Annotated in this window: 14 protein-coding genes; 12 read left to right on the forward strand and 2 right to left on the reverse strand. The window is 41.6% G+C overall.

Annotation, left to right across the window (positions count from 1 at the left end; genetic code table 11):
- Positions 1 to 115: 115 nt before the first annotated feature.
- From HNW13_RS18900 to HNW13_RS18910, 3 genes are all read left to right on the forward strand, one after another.
- Positions 116 to 292: a DUF1328 family protein gene (locus HNW13_RS18900; RefSeq protein ID WP_101088664.1), complete on the forward strand. Its 177-nt coding sequence runs from the start codon at positions 116 to 118 to the stop codon at positions 290 to 292.
- A 79-nt stretch (positions 293 to 371) separates the two neighbouring features.
- Positions 372 to 566 carry a hypothetical protein gene (locus HNW13_RS18905; protein ID WP_192116240.1) on the forward strand — a complete coding sequence of 65 codons (195 nt, stop codon included), beginning with the start codon at positions 372 to 374 and terminating at the stop codon, positions 564 to 566.
- A gap of 214 nt (positions 567 to 780) precedes the next feature.
- A complete protein-coding gene (locus HNW13_RS18910; RefSeq protein WP_101088662.1) occupies positions 781 to 2,433 on the forward strand; it encodes a diacylglycerol kinase family protein in 1,653 nt (550 codons plus the stop codon).
- A gap of 20 nt (positions 2,434 to 2,453) precedes the next feature.
- On the opposite strand, the gene HNW13_RS18915 is transcribed toward HNW13_RS18910, so the two are convergent.
- Positions 2,454 to 3,821: a sigma-54 dependent transcriptional regulator gene (locus HNW13_RS18915; protein ID WP_192116239.1), complete on the reverse strand. Its 1,368-nt coding sequence runs from the start codon at positions 3,819 to 3,821 to the stop codon at positions 2,454 to 2,456.
- A gap of 266 nt (positions 3,822 to 4,087) precedes the next feature.
- On the opposite strand from HNW13_RS18915, the gene HNW13_RS18920 reads away from it, so the two are divergent.
- The 6 genes from HNW13_RS18920 (at position 4,088) to HNW13_RS18945 (ending at position 8,899) form a co-directional block, all read left to right on the forward strand.
- On the forward strand, positions 4,088 to 4,564 hold the full coding sequence (locus HNW13_RS18920; RefSeq protein ID WP_192116238.1) for a glutamyl-tRNA reductase: 477 nt from the start codon (positions 4,088 to 4,090) through the stop codon (positions 4,562 to 4,564).
- 353 nt (positions 4,565 to 4,917) lie between these two features.
- Positions 4,918 to 5,469, forward strand: a complete 552-nt coding sequence (locus HNW13_RS18925) for a BON domain-containing protein (RefSeq protein WP_192116237.1) — start codon at positions 4,918 to 4,920, stop codon at positions 5,467 to 5,469.
- A gap of 357 nt (positions 5,470 to 5,826) precedes the next feature.
- The gene (locus tag HNW13_RS18930; RefSeq protein WP_157822843.1) at positions 5,827 to 6,087 is read left to right on the forward strand and encodes a hypothetical protein; all 261 of its coding nucleotides are present in this window, start codon (positions 5,827 to 5,829) and stop codon (positions 6,085 to 6,087) included.
- A 392-nt stretch (positions 6,088 to 6,479) separates the two neighbouring features.
- A complete protein-coding gene (locus HNW13_RS18935; protein WP_101088657.1) occupies positions 6,480 to 7,064 on the forward strand; it encodes a TetR/AcrR family transcriptional regulator in 585 nt (194 codons plus the stop codon).
- A gap of 60 nt (positions 7,065 to 7,124) precedes the next feature.
- Positions 7,125 to 7,715, forward strand: coding sequence for an NlpC/P60 family protein (locus tag HNW13_RS18940; protein ID WP_162024433.1), 591 nt, complete (start codon positions 7,125 to 7,127; stop codon positions 7,713 to 7,715).
- Between the two features lie 152 nt (positions 7,716 to 7,867).
- Positions 7,868 to 8,899 carry a LacI family DNA-binding transcriptional regulator gene (locus HNW13_RS18945; protein ID WP_101088655.1) on the forward strand — a complete coding sequence of 344 codons (1,032 nt, stop codon included), beginning with the start codon at positions 7,868 to 7,870 and terminating at the stop codon, positions 8,897 to 8,899.
- Positions 8,900 to 9,002: 103 nt separating this feature from the next.
- Here HNW13_RS18945 and gtfA read toward each other — a convergent pair whose 3' ends face one another.
- Positions 9,003 to 10,484: a sucrose phosphorylase gene (gene gtfA, locus HNW13_RS18950; protein WP_192116236.1), complete on the reverse strand. Its 1,482-nt coding sequence runs from the start codon at positions 10,482 to 10,484 to the stop codon at positions 9,003 to 9,005.
- Positions 10,485 to 10,672: 188 nt separating this feature from the next.
- On the opposite strand from gtfA, the gene HNW13_RS18955 reads away from it, so the two are divergent.
- The 3 genes from HNW13_RS18955 (at position 10,673) to HNW13_RS18965 (ending at position 15,677) form a co-directional block, all read left to right on the forward strand.
- Positions 10,673 to 11,893 carry an MFS transporter gene (locus tag HNW13_RS18955; RefSeq protein WP_101088653.1) on the forward strand — a complete coding sequence of 407 codons (1,221 nt, stop codon included), beginning with the start codon at positions 10,673 to 10,675 and terminating at the stop codon, positions 11,891 to 11,893.
- Positions 11,894 to 12,174: 281 nt separating this feature from the next.
- A complete protein-coding gene (locus HNW13_RS18960; RefSeq protein WP_192116235.1) occupies positions 12,175 to 14,571 on the forward strand; it encodes a TonB-dependent receptor in 2,397 nt (798 codons plus the stop codon).
- Positions 14,572 to 14,717: 146 nt separating this feature from the next.
- Positions 14,718 to 15,677: a carbohydrate kinase gene (locus tag HNW13_RS18965; protein WP_192116234.1), complete on the forward strand. Its 960-nt coding sequence runs from the start codon at positions 14,718 to 14,720 to the stop codon at positions 15,675 to 15,677.
- The last annotated feature ends 23 nt before the right edge of the window (positions 15,678 to 15,700 follow it).

The following is a 15,700-nucleotide window of genomic DNA, read 5'->3' on the forward strand; positions in this document are numbered from 1 at the left end:
TTCATAGTCGTGGTGTGAATCGTTAATTTTTACGATAGAGATAAGATATTTGTATCAATCGTCAGCGTAAATTAAACACACATCACAATGTAAACCGTACACCAAGGAGGTTTTTATGTTGGGCTGGACATTAATGTTTTTAGTGATAGCCGTTATAGCGGGTCTATTGGGGTTTACCGGTATTGCAGGTGCAGCAGCAGGCATCGCGAAAATTATTTTCTTTATTTTTATTGTGTTGCTAGTGATTTCGTTAGTAGCCAATGCGATTAGAGGCAAAGCTCCCCGAGGATAGTATTAACCCCTTACCTTAATCCAAGTTGAGGCTGCTTAAACAAGTTTATACGATTACAACCATCATCCAGGAGATGAATATGAATTTATTAAAACTACTGACAATGGCAAGTTTAATGGTGTTTTTAACGGCCGGTTTATCAGCATGTTCAGATAACAAAGCTGAAAACGCAGGTGAGAAAGTGGATGAAATGATGCAAGATGCCGGTAATGCAGTTGAAGATACATGTGAAGATGTTAAAGAAGGTATGAAAGCTGAAGATCCAGACTGTTAAGCATTGTACCAATCACATTAACTATTTTATTTGTTTAAGTCGTTAAGTGTTACAACTCAAAATGCATTGTTCTAGGTAGAGTCATTCCATTTAAACCAATGTAAGTCGAGGTGGAATGTTTGACTGACAGCGACGAAATAACCAGATAGTTATTAAGATAAGTATTAGCCTAAGCAGCACACATGTGCTGCTTTTTTACAACAGGAGGACCACAATGCTAACCCGTATTCATATTAAATATTATTATACTGTTGGCGCATTATTGGCTTTGTGCTTATGTGTGGCGCTTCCTTATGTGTTACTTAAGGTTATTTTTGCTTGGGTTGCATTATCTTTGGGGCTGGTGAGTTCAGCTTATTGGTTTAATAGCGCAGGCATTTTCCGAAAAAGCCAAGATGGCAGCATTCCTTGGTATATCAGTTGGAGTTTTGTTCCCTTTTTAATGGGGTGCCAGCTGTATAACGCCTGGGCAAGAAAGCATGACAAAGTGCCCGTAATCCAAAAAATAGATAAGCAGTTGTATTTAGCCTGCCGATTGTTTCCCAGTGATATTGACCGACTTAAGCATGAAAAAATTGATGCAATTTTGGATGTTACTGCCGAATTTGACGCATTAGAGTGGACCTTGTTTGATGAAAATATTGGCTATTTAAATATTCCCATATTAGATCACAGCGTACCGACTGTCGCGCAGTTAAATCAAGCCATTAATTGGTTACACACTCAAGTCAGTAATGGTAAAAATGTAGTAGTGCATTGCGCGCTAGGCCGGGGGCGTTCGGTGTTGGTATTAGCGGCTTATTTAGTCTGCCGTGAGAGAAATCGTAATGTTAATGATGTGCTTAAATCCATCAATAGTATCCGCCAAACGGCACGGTTAAATAAATGGCAGTTGGCCGCTATAGAAAAAATGCATAGTCAGCAACAAATTAATATTCACAAACGTGCTTGGTTGATTGTTAACCCAGTGTCTGGTGGTGGTAAATGGCATGATGAAGCAGACCATATTACCCAAACCTTGACGGATTACTTTCAGCTTGAAGTGCTGTATACCGCCAAAGATAAGTCTGCAGTGCAATTAGCCAAACAAGCTAAACAAAAGGGCGCAGATATTATAGTTGCCTGTGGTGGCGATGGTACGGTTAACGAGGTGGCATCAGTGATTGTTGATACCGATATTTTCTTAGGTATTATTCCGATGGGAACCACCAATGCACTAAGTCATACTTTGTTTGGCGCCGCCAGTAAATTGGTGCCGGTATCGCAAGCGCTTGATATTTTGATTCAAGGTTATTCACAACGTGTTGATACTGCTACATGTAATGATGAGTTGATGTTGTTGCTGGTGGGGCTAGGCTTTGAACAAAAAATGATAGCGAAGGCTGACCGTGACCAAAAAGATGCCCTAGGACAATTAGCCTACCTTAATGGTTTGTGGGAGGCGGTAGGCGAAAACCAGCCATTGTCGATAAGAGTGCAGATCGATGGTGGCGATATTAAAGTGATTAACACCACTAGCCTAGTGATAGCCAATGCTGCGCCATTTACCAGCTTGTTAGCGCTAGGTAATGGCGAGCCCAATATTACCGATGGCTTGTTAGATATTACCTGGATTGAATCGAGTGAGACATCGCCACAACAGTTATTGAGTATGACCGAGTTGCTATTTGCAGGCTTAACTGGAGAACGTGAAGATAATCAACAGAGTCAAATTCATCATGAGCAAGCAAAAAAAATCTACTTAAACACAGATTCGTCTTGCCAATATGTGATCGATGGTGAGTTATTTGAATCAGAAGATTTGTGTATTAAAGTCAAACCCAGGTCATTAAATGTGCTTGTGCCAGAAGCGAGCAAACACGTTTAATGAATGGGCGTTTAATGACGCTATGGTTCGTCTGAACCGGTTTGGTCTTCGTATTTACTGAGTTTGTTGTAAAGGGTTTTGACGCTAATACCGAGCTGTTTGGCAGTATCATTTTTATTGCCCAATGAGTTGTCGAGCGCTTGATAAATAGCTACTTTTTCAAGTTCATCTAAGCGCATACCAGCAGGTACTTGTACGTCGTCAGCTAAAGGCTCAGTTGATGGTTCCAGAGGTGTCACCGTGATATGACTTGGTAAAATAGTATCTTCTGCCAAAATATATGCACGTTCTATTGCGTGTTTTAGTTCGCGAACATTTCCGGGCCATTTTTGTTGTTGGATAAGTTTAATCGCATCATCTGAAAAGGTTTTAGTCAGTTTTTCAGCAGTATTTCGGTAGGCTAAAAAATGTTGTGCTAGGCCACTGATGTCATTGCTACGATCGCGTAATGGTGGCACTAGGATAGGGAAATGCGCTAAACGAAAATATAAATCTTCGCGAAAACGCCCAGCATCAATAGCGTCAGCTGGATCGCGATTGGTGGCAGCAACAATGCGAACATTGGCTTTTTTAAGCTGTTGTGAGCCGACAGAGCGATATTCATTGTTTTCGAGTACGCGTAACAATTTTACTTGATGTTCTAGCGGCATTTCGGTGACTTCATCAAGAAATAAGGTACCGCCTTCTGCTTGCTCGAATACACCACGGTGATCACGATGAGCACCGGTAAAAGCGCCTTTTACATGGCCAAACAGCTCACTGTCGACCAGTTCAGGGCTTAATGCACCACAGTTAATGGCGATAAATGGTTGGTTGATTCGGTGACTGGCCAGGTGAATGGTGTTGGCTACAAGCTCTTTACCCGCACCGCTTTCACCGACAATAAGTACGTTGCTTTCGGTTACGGCAACTTTACGAATAGTACGATACAACTTGTGCATTGCCCGCGATGAGCCAACCAACAAACCGTATTGGTCTAGTTCACTAGAAAATGGCTGTTGTTGTTTTGTCGATTGTGACTGCAAGTCTTGGGCAAAGTCTTCTAAGGTGTCGTTGATTGCGTCGGCATCGTAAGGCTGACGAAAATGATAACCAGCGCTTTTTGACATTAAGTAATCTAAGTTAGGATTCGGTTTACCTTCGCTTAAGAAGATGAACTCAATATCAGACATTAACGCACTGTCAGTTAACTCTGCGTATTCTAGTTGGCTTAATTGCGATAATTCAATAATAGCAACGTCTATCGAGTTACTGTGCAGTTGGTCTAACCAGGGCTGGTCAACTGAACTAGCAATCTTATTAAAGTGCTGGCAACTCGGTAAGGCAAGGAGTCGTGCTTCACCTTCTTGACGACGGTGTAGATGATAAAAAAGTGTTGGACGTGGCATGCCGATTCACTCCCTGTGGTATTAAGTCCAATGTTTGCTTTGGGTGCCTTGTGACTACCACAAACAATCATTCAGTGTTGTTAGGCCATTAACGTATAACTAATACTATAATAACACTAATAATCAAATGGTTAATTAAATATTGTCCATGTGTACGACGTGTTTATGTTTAGGCTTTGCTTACATCAGATGTGCTGGGGCTCTATAGGTTATACAACCTATAGAGCAAAGTGTCAGTTAAATTATCCAATGCAGGAGGATTTACATTGAAATCATTTACTCGAGACGAACAGGTTGAGTCCGATGTATGGCTATTACATGAGGCAATTGATTTATGCCAGGAAGGGCAACAATTTTATTCCCAAGCTACATTAGGGGCGGACGATTACAACATCAAACGGATTTTTATCCACATGGCCGACATTCGAAAATGCATGCTGGATCGTTTAACTCCTTTGTTTAGCGTGGTGCGAACAAGCCAAGCAAGGCCAATAGACAGTCAAACTTATCATCAACAATCCTCACATCGACACTATGCTAAGGCTGAGCAGGTTATACAGCATAAGCCGTTACCCCAAGTGATTGCGGTATTGGTTGAAACCGAACAACAGGTCTTGGTTCATTTAAAACAAACGGCTAGAAAAACTAAAAACCAGCGTGTTGCTAGCCAACTTGCCGAAGGTATTGCTTGGCTACAAATGAGCTGTGACACCATGAAAAACCTCTCTTTTGCTCATACTTAGCCATCGGCGACACAAACAGCGTGTTTTAATGGATGTTAATTTGTGACTAGCGTGTGTTTACCTGACTGGCAGCATAATAGTTTTTTTGCCTACGGCATTAGCTATCTGTTCATTCTCTGGAGGGGTCATTTAATGCTAGAGCAGGCTATTCCGCGAATGCAATTAAGAGTCATTAATTCTCATCGCAACGATGAAAAATTTACCTAGCGTCGGTAAAAAAGTCCGATATTATCATCTATCAGTAAGATGAAAATAACCATGAATACTTGTTAATTCATTATTAACAGATACTTATAATAATTGGCATGGTTCACGCATTGTATTCCTTGAGATTAACAACGGAGGAAAACTTTATGAACAAGACCACATTATCTGTAGTAATGAGCATTATGTTAGGTTCAATGGCATTCGGTGCAAATGCAGCACAAGATTGGCAAGATGATGCAAAAGATGCGTGGATCGATGGTAAAGCTGAAACCACACTTTTGTTAAATGCAAATCTGAACTCATTTGATATTAATACCGACGTGCATGATGGCAACGTGACCCTAACAGGTAAAGTTAACAGCAGTGTTGATAAGTCACTTGCTGGAGAGTTAATTAAAAGCTTAGATGGCGTAAAAGACGTTAACAATGAGCTTTCGGTGATGAAGCAGCACAGTGATAAAGACAGCAAAGATTTAAGTGACTCACTCACAGATTCGAAAGTTGCTACTGTAGTGAAAACCCGATTATTATTCTCTGCTGACGTGTCAGGTTCCGATATTAACGTCGATGTCGCTAATGGCGTAGTGACATTAAAAGGCACAGTGTCGAGTGATGCAGAACGTGATTTAGCCTTAGCCATCGCTAAAAACACCGATGACGTAAAAGATGTAGTCGATGAGTTACGTGTAACAGGATAATCTATTCGGTTATACTCAAACCAGCCTTTGGGCTGGTTTTTTTATGCCTAAAAAGCATGTGTAGCACTTAATACCAATCTCATTAAATATCTGATCAGTTCAGAGTCTCTCAGGTTTTTTAATTCAAGGCGCATTGATGTAGAAATGGCTGTTCCCTTTTAAATCGATGCAACACAGAAGTGGAATACCTGAGAGACTCCATTCTGGCGGGTTTCAAAGTACTTTATGCTGCGTTAGATGTTTTCAAAATAGAATCACTATTCGCTTCAATCATCTGCCTTGCCTACAGTACTTTGAACTCCCGCTGAAAGATCACATATTTAATAGGATTGGTATAACTTATGGATGCATTTTTCTGTGACAAACCATGTGATAAAACCGCTGTTAAATGTCATGCCGTGGTTGGCTTTGGCTAGTGTGTTACAGCTATCCGGCTGTGGCAATGTGTTGTGCCAAGCGCAAACCGATAAAGAAGTGGATCCCCTCAAGCAATATGAAGCCCAAAAGCGTTGTGAACAGTTGGTAGATAAGCATATGGACAATAGCTATCGTGATGGACGTGATGACAATATGCCGTTATTACAAGAGTCGATAGCCAATAATACCCATAGTGATTAATGCTGTTTCATTCAGAATGGTTCAAGCAATTTCTTACCATCTATTGACGGTCTTATTCGTTCTACTTTGCGTAGGCTTTTTTCTTATCAGAAACCTGACTGATGTTAATTACCTTTATTTTATGTTGAACACTTCTGTGGAGAAAACTGGGTTTAACGCAGCCGTATTAATAGATAATTGTTTGTTTCAAGGCCCGCTTACTGAGCTTAAGTCTTGTCGTAAACATGTTTAGGTTGTGTATATAGATGATGGGTTGATACGGAAATTGATCATTAAATAATTAATTTAGTAGAACAATTTATAGGTAAAAGCACATGTTTTTGTTTGTTCGCAACTAAAGTTAGCCGACTGGTCTATTCTTAGTTATCCTATCACTAAAAAAGGGAGGCTAAATGAATAAAAGTGCAGCGAGTAGACAGTCAATATGCGTCGTAGGTGAAAAGCTTTTTGCGTTACACGGTTATAGTGCAGTGGGGATTAAATTGATTCTCGACGAAGTGGGTATTCCTAAAGGTTCTTTTTATCATTACTTTGCCAGTAAAGAAGCATTTGCCACAGCCGTGGCCGAACATTATTTCCAGCAACGTATTCAACCTATCGCTATCGATTCAAGCGTAAACTTTAAAACCAATTTATCTACTGTGCTAAATGGATATCATCAACTCATTGACGAGCTGTTTAGTGGCAGTGAACCACGCGGCTGCTTGATGGGTAACTTGATGGTAGAGGTCAGTAGTCAGTCGCCGCAACTGCATCAAACCTTGAATCAGCTTTATGATCAATGGATCGGCCTATTGAGTGCACTTATTCAACAAGGGCAGCAACAAGGGCATATTCGTGCGGACTTACCGGCATCAACGTTAGCGAGTGTTTTTTGGTCAAATTGGCAAGGAACTATGCTACGCTGCCAAATTAAAATCGATAAAATGGCAGCTAAACGGGCTTTAGTGCAGTGCATACAAATGATGACTCGTTAACGCTAAGCGGTGCAGCGGTTATTTTTATTGTGTATTGCGGCAAAAATATTTATATTTCGGATGATTTTTCGGGGTTTGGAGTGGGTTGAATTGGCTAAAAGATTATTGTTTAGTTGTTTAGTGCTGTTGTTATCTGCATGTGCGTCTTCGCCTGCTGTGGTTATCGCGTCTAAGCCCGTGGTGGTTCCTCCCATGCTTAAGCCAGAACCACCTAAGTGGAGTGAGTCAAACCTACTGAGTTTTCATAATCAATGGAAAGGCACTCCATATCGTTTAGGTGGCCTGAGTAGAAATGGCGTAGATTGTTCAGGGTTTGTGTATTTGGCCTACTTGAATATTGTTGGCGACAAGTTACCTCGTACCGTGAACTCGCAACGTATTTTAGGTAAAGAAATACCGCGTAATCAGTTAAAAACTGGCGATCTCGTTTTTTTCAAAACCACCCGAACCGTTCGTCATGTCGGTATTTACATGGGCAATGACCGTTTTTTACATGCCTCGACTAAAAAAGGGGTAAAAATTTCGAGTTTGAATAATATCTATTGGAAACCTCGTTTTTGGTTTGCAAAACGCTTAAAAAACCCAACTGCTGAACAAAATATGTCGATCGCTAGTCTTGTTGATCATGTTCAACAGCAAGACGATTTATAATTTGGCAGCAGTTTAACTAGCTGGTGCCGTTTTTCGCTTAAACGCTAGGCTTGTATCTGAAATGCAGATTTGATTTTCTACCGCCTAGCGTCAGTATATTCATGTTATTTATAGCTATTTTAGGCTAACGCCACGACATAAACGGACCCACTATGCCAGACTCCAAGCATTGGACCTTAAAAAGTATTGCCAAAGAATTAGGTGTGTCGAATGCGACGGTATCTAATGCGTTTAATCGTCCAGATCAGTTGTCGGAAAAACGTCGAATAGACATTCTAGCTGCCTGTAACGAGCTCGGATATTTTGGACCGAATAAAGCAGCGCAATCTTTAAGGCGTGGCAAATTTGATACGGTAGCATTAGTGTTGTCGGACAGTATTGAATACATGGTGTCTGATCCCGTGGCCAGTAAGTTTATGAAAGGCGTTGCGGCAGTTTTTGAGCAACATAAAATTAATTTACTGTTGTTTTCTGGCAGTTCTGACAATGTGAATGGCGTAAATGATTTTGTCGATGGTTTTATTTGCTATGGTCGCCCCCGCAATCGTTTATTGGCCGAGCAATTAAAAAAAATCCGTAAAAAAGTGGTGACGGTCGACTTTAATATTCATCGTAGTGCTTCGGTGAGTATCGATAATAAAGCCGGTGCCTATGAAGTGGCTAAATTGGCAATTCAATCTGAGCAAGATCAGGTCGCAATTCTTGGATTACGCTTGCTCGACACTCACTTAACCTGCCGCGTGTATGATATTCATTCTATGGAAATCGACACTTCAGTAGCACATCAGCGTTTGCAAGGCTATTTGGATGCCATTGGTGATACTGGGGTTAAGCTTGGTGATGATCGCATTTGGAATATTCCTGAAAGTAATGCCGACTTTGCTGCTATAGCAGCCAAAGAAGCGCTTAATTGTGTACCGCGTCCGAATGTATTTTTGTGCATGAGTGACCTCATTGCCTTGAGTTTAATGCGCGAGGCAATCCAACAAGGTTTGCGGATCCCTGAAGATATTCGAGTGGTGGGTTTTGATGGTATTGATGAAGGCTCACGAGCTATCCCGCCGCTGACAACAGTGTTCCAGCATTCAGAGCAAAAAGGCCGTAAAGCCGCAGAAATGTTTATTGCTGATGCCCATCATGCTGAAGTGTTAGGTTATGAACTTTCTCGTGGTGGCAGTTGTTGATGCAATATTGATGACCGGACGATTCTTGATACAAACAGTTCGATACAAACAAGGCGCCTAATTAGGCGCCTTGTTTACGTTTAAGCTTAAATCAAACGGCAGATTATCCGCGGTGTTTAGCCAGTAAATCAGTCAGTACAATGTGAGTCGATTGCTGGGCTTCAACGATGTTGATATGGGCTTCTTTGCTGGCAAAATTAACGCTTAACTTGGCTGAACTGTCGCCATGCACCCAACAAAGATCTAACTGATTAGCCTGGTTTGTCATGGTGAACTCACCATTAAAGGCATCGACTTTATTGCGTAGAGTGATCAGCTCACATAGCGCTTTAACAACCGGTTTTTGCATGGCAGTTTGAATGTCGCTTACCTGTAGATAAGGGCGGTTAATGTCGCGACCTACTTGAGTTTGATTCAGTAACTCCATGGCATTAGGCACTGCCAGTAAACCGGTGTAATACACCTGCGGAATACCTGGAGCAAAAAATTGCACGCTTCGAGCGATTAAATAATCAATGTCATTTTGGCCAAGCGCATCGTAGTAGGTGCAATTAACTTGATATAGATCGACATTGCTGGCTGCCGCGCCCGTTGCTTGTAAGCTTTCACCTTTGCTATTGCTATGGATGCGGTTAACTAAGTTATCAATTTCTGCCGCTGTTAATAAACCTGCTTTATTGCCGACCGGGCCAGCGTCAATAATGCCAATGCCGTCATGAGTATCTAATACCGTGACACAGTTGCGTGGGGCAATGGATAGCCAATGGCTTAATGCACTGACATCTTGGCTAAATAAGCTGTGGAGAATCAATGGTGGCAGCGCAAAGTCGTACACCATGTCTACGCGCTTAGCGATATCGAGCTGGGTCATGTAATGCGAGTGAATTTCGGCAAGGGTGGTCATGCCTAGGCTGTTGGCTTTTTTGGCTAACTCATCGACAAATTCAAATGATTCTTCAATCATAAAACAGCTAGTGCCTGGTTTTTTAATGGCATAACCCGCAGCGTCAAGACGAATAAGATCGACTTTGCTTTCATGAAAACGCGTTAGCACCTTGTTTAAATGTGCCTGACCTGCAGCGGTATGCACATTAATATCAATTTGATTTGAGGTAAAGGTCGTCCAAAACTCGGCTTGTGTACCGTCGGCGAGTTTATAGGTGGTGAAACAACTCCCCGGACGTGGGCGATAAATTTTAGCTTGGTTTTCTGCGCTTAAACCGTCTGGAAATACGCTATCTTTGGTTAAAAATAAATCCCAATAAACTGAGCTTTTACCGTTGGCAAGCACGTCTTGAAACTCGGTAGACTCTGCAGACATGTGGTTAACGATTAAGTCGGCCATGATGTCGTATTGTTGACCAATCTGCTTTACGTCATTCCAATCACCAAGACGTTCATCTACTTTTGCATGGTCTATAGGGTCAAAGCCAGCATCGCTGCCGTCAATCGGATAATAAAAAGGTAACAGATGTACGCCACCAAAGAGATCATGCAGTTCTGTGTCGAGAACCTGTTTGAGTCCTTTTAAGTCTGAGTGCGCTATACGATCTACGTAAGTGATCAGCTGAACATTATTTTTCATGTTGGTGACTCTTAAAGTAAGTATTTAAAAAAAACTTAATCGATTAAGTTGTATATTTAACCAATATGAAACATTATTCAAGGGCTTTGTTTAAATATTGAATTCGTTTTCTGTGGGAGAAGACGAATGTGTCGCCATAAATAGACTGTGTGACCACAAAGAAAACATATAACAATAAGGTGAAAAGTATGGTTAACCATATGAAGAGTAATGAGAATAGTGGTAACACTAGGATAAGAATACTAACATATTTAATGTTTTTTATGTTCGCGATGACTTCTGATGCGGTGGGAGTGATTATTCCTGAGCTGATTAACACATTTGATTTATCGATGTCTCAAGCGAGTGCATTTCATTACATGCCAATGCTATTTATCGCATTAAGTGGGCTATTTTTGGGTTTTCTGGCGGATAAGTTAGGCCGGAAAATAACAATTTTAATTGGCTTACTGCTGTTTGCGCTAGCCAGTTTTATGTTCGCATTAGGTGAGTCATTTTATTATTTTCTATGTTTGTTGGCGTTAGTGGGTATTGCTATTGGGGTGTTCAAAACGGGTGCGCTAGGATTAATTGGTGATATTTCAACAAACTCAAAACAACACTCAAGTACCATGAATACCGTCGAAGGCTTTTTTGGTGTGGGTGCCATGGTCGGCCCGGCGATTGTCAGCTATTTATTGATAACAGGGGTGTCGTGGAAGTATCTGTATTTTGGTGCAGGGGTGTTTTGTTTAATATTATGTTGGTTAGCTTATAAGGCTGAATACCCGCAACTTAAGCGCTCATCTACTCAAGATATTAATCTAGCCAGTACGTTTAGCATGATGAGGAACCCTTATGCATTGGGCTACTCTTTAGCGATTGGGCTTTATGTTGCTACTGAAGTGGCCATTTATGTATGGATGCCGACGCTATTACTCAACTATGAAGGTGAGTTGGCATTAATCGCGACGTATGCATTAACAATCTTTTTCACATTACGGGCACTGGGACGTTTCTTAGGTGGCTGGATCCTCAATCGATACAGTTGGCAGCAAGTGATGTTTTGGTTCAGCCTAGCAATTAGCCTATGTTATTTAGGTGCAATGATGTATGGCATTTCTGCGGCGGTTATTTTATTGCCTTTATCAGGCTTGTTTATGTCAATGATGTATCCAACATTAAACTCTAAAGGGATCAGTTGTTTCCCTGTTGACCAGCACGGTTCGGTTGCTGGGGTTATTTTATTCTTTACTGCGCTTTCTGCTGCATTAGGCCCATTGTTGATGGGAGTGGTAGGCGACATATTTGGTCATGTTAAATACGGGTTTTATTTAGCAACTGGCTTTGCATTTATGTTGTGCTTATTAGCAGCCTACAATCTGCTTCGTGATCCGTCAGGACATTTGTTGACCGCTGACGCTAAATAATGAACCTCTGCGATTATAAATATTTAATCTAATAAACATCTACTTAGACGATTTTTTAATCCTGTTAACGATAATTGAACATAAATTGTACTTGCAATTTACTGTTTAGTTGCTAACTTGTAACTTAATCGATTAAGTAAAGGCTTGAATTTAACTTTAACCTTAACCTTTTGACTCGCTACTGAGCTAGTTTGGGGGCTTAGTTCGATTGATGAATATATTACTGATGTTGTTATGGGGAGATAAGACAACATCAATACACTCTATGTGGGGACATAAAAATGATAATAAGCACATCTAAAAAATTTGTATTGAGTACGCTAGCGGTGATGGTCAGTTCGAGCTTGTGGGCTGCTGAAGCAGATACTGCGGAAACCAAGAAAGACGCCATTGGCCTTGAGCGCATTGTGGTAACGGGTGTAGCCCGTGGTACACGTGTAATGGACTCGAGCGTGTCGGTGAGTAGTGTGTCGCCAGAAGATTTAGCGATTAGCTCACCTCGTTCATCAGCCGAAGCGTTCCGTATTATTCCGGGCATGAAGGTTGAATCGACTGGTGGTGAAGGTAACGCCAACATTGCGGTACGTGGTTTACCTGTTGCCTCTGGTGGAGCTAAATTCTTGCAAATTCAAGAAGATGGCTTACCTATTGTACAGTTTGGTGATATTGCATTTGGTAATGCGGATATTTTCTTACGTATTGATTCTACGACACAAACTATTGAATCAATCCGTGGCGGTTCAGCATCAACAGCTGCCAGTAATGCACCAGGCGGTATTATTAACGTCATCAGTAAAACCGGTACCAGTGATGCTGGCAGTATTTCATCTACTGTGGGTCTAGATTACGATACTTTGCGTACTGATTTTGAATACGGCACCAGCATTAATGACTCGATGCGTTTTCACATCGGTGGCTTTGTGCGCACCGGTGATGGTCCGCGTGACCCTGGTTACACCGCAAACAAGGGTGGCCAAATTAAAGCTAACTTAACCAAAGAGTTTGATTCTGGTTATGTGCGTTTATATGTAAAGCACTTAAATGATAAGAGCATTGGTTATTTGCCGATGCCAATGTATTCCGATGGTAGCTCAATACCTGGATTTGATGCTCAATCTGATACGGTTCATTCAGCTAACATGTTATCAACCCTGCGCTTAGATGCTAACGGCAATATTAGTCGTGGTGATATGCGTGATGGTATGAATCCGATTGTTAACTCGGTGGGACTAGAAGCCTCATTTGATTTAGGTGACGATTGGTTAGTGGAAAACCGTTTCCGTATCTCGGATGTGAGCGGTAATTTTATGTCGTTAATGCCTGCCGAAGTGGCTAACAGCTCAAGTATTGCTAGCAGTATTGGCGGCGCAGGCTCGACACTTATTTATGCTAACGGTGCTAAAGCAGGCCAAGCCTTTGACAGTGACTTAGCAATGCGGGTGCACAGTTTTGATGTGACCATGAATGACTTTGGTTCTATCGTCAATGACATGAAATTAACCAAGACTTTTGACGATTCTAACGTCACTTTTGGTTTTTATACTGCCACTCAAAATATCAATATGACGTGGATGTGGAACTCTTACTTAATGGAAGTGCAAGGCGATAATGCCGCACTTTTAGATGTGGTTGCCGCAGATGGTACATCTTACTCTGATAATGGTTTATATGCTTATGGCGTGCCTTATTGGGGCAATTGTTGCCAACGTAATTACGATTCGGACTACACCATTAAAGCACCGTATATTGCTGCGTCATCTAAGTTTGGCGATTTATCGTTAGACGGTAGCGTGCGCTATGACTCTGGCGATGCCAGTGGTTACTATGCGGGTAATGTGCAATCACAAGTGGATATGAACCGTGATGGGGTGATTTCTCAGCCTGAGTTAAGTGTGTCGTCAATTGATAATGCTAACCCACAGTTAGTGAATTATGACTGGGGATACTTATCTTACTCATTCGGTGCTAACTACCAAGTGTCTGAAGATTTAGCTGCATTTGGTCGTATCAGTCATGGTGGCCGTGCTAATGCTGACCGTTTATTATTTGGTAAGGTGAGTCCTGATGGTTCAGTTTCTGACGAAGACTCAGTGGATAAAGTAGACCAGTACGAAGTGGGTGTGAAGTATCGTTACGATAATATGTCGGTATTTGCGACAGCATTTTACTCTGAAACCGAAGAGCAAAACTTTGAAGCCACAAGCCAAATATTCTTTGACCGTAAATATGAAGCCAAAGGGATTGAGCTAGAAAGTGCTTACTACGTTGGCGATTTCGACTTCCGCGGTAACGTAACCTGGACCGATGCTGAAATTGTTAAAGATGCCCTTAACCCAGGCGTAATCGGCAACACACCACGTCGCCAAGCAGATTTTATTTACTCTCTAATGGGCCGTTATAACTTTGATAAAGGCTCTGTTGGGGTCAATTTGATTGGTACCACTGAGTCTTATGCTCAAGATAACAATGACCTAAGTTTTGATGGTTACACTCAAGTCAATGCGTTTGCGTCGTACCAGCTAACCGATATGTTATCGGTCGCGCTTAACGTCAATAACTTGTTTGATACTGTCGGTATTACCGAAGCTGAAGAAGGTTCGGTACCCGATAACAATATTATTCGTGCCAGAACCATTAACGGCCGTACAACCAGCGCTACCGTTAAGTACGAGTTTTAATCGTTTATTGTCATTGCCTTAGTTGTAATCAGCTAGTTTTAGTCAGCTAGTTGTAGTCATCTTATTTGCAATGGTATTAGTTGCATTAGTTTTAGAAATCCCTGTTAACAAGCCCATGCAAATGGGCTTTTTTTTGGACGTTTTATATGAGTACATTATTGAGTTTTGGTGAAGTATTAATTGATTTACTGCCAGTGGGCCATTCTGGTTTAGTGCACGAGCCTATCCCTGGCGGCGCGCCTGCCAATGTCGCTGTGGGTTACGCTAAATTAGGCGGTAAGAGCCATTTTGCTGGTGGCATTAGTGCTGACCATTATGGCGTGATGTTGCAAGATGCCTTGGCAGCACAAGGTGTGGATGTCAGTTGTTTAACATTAGTGCCAGATGCTGCTACTGCCACCGTGTTAGTTAGTTTAGATGCTCAAGGGGAACGGTCGTTTAGCTTTAATCGGCAAAGCACTGCCGACATGCTATACCGTGAAGCTGATTTTGATGCTATCGATTGGTCTCAAATTGATATTTTTCATCTTTGTTCAAATACATTTACTGAAAAGGCCATTTTCACCGCCAGTCTCTATGGTGCTAAAAAAGCGCATAAAGAACAAACGTTAGTCAGTTTTGATGTCAATTTACGCTTGTCACTATGGCAAGACACTCGGCTGTTATCGGCTCGAGTAGAGCAATGTTTTGGTTACACACACCTGTTGAAAATGAGTAAAGAAGAAGCACTCTATTTGGCTCTGGAGCGTGGGGTATCATTTGACGATTATTTAGCATTCTGTATTGCGCAAGGGGTGAGGTTAATTTTGGTCACCAATGGTGCTGAGTCCGTTTTATGCCACAGTGCTGAGTTTTCCTTTGAGTTGCCGGTGCCTAAAATTGTTGCCATAGATACTACTGCCGCCGGAGATAGCTTTGTTGCGGGGTTCTTATTTGAACTCGGCCGTGATGAAGGATATTTTACTCCTGGGCCTTTAGTACAAAAATTGCTTAATCGAGTGAACGTTCAAACTGCTGCCGAGTTTGCAATTAAGTGTGGTGCGATAACGTGTACGACAAAAGGTGCTTTTCCTGCGCTGCCCGTTTTGGCGCAAGTGCAATCGTGAATCAAATTTGTGTAAATGAGTTA

Origin of the sequence: Shewanella sp. BF02_Schw, from assembly GCF_014596695.2 — a bacterium.
Lineage (GTDB): Bacteria > Pseudomonadota > Gammaproteobacteria > Enterobacterales > Shewanellaceae > Shewanella.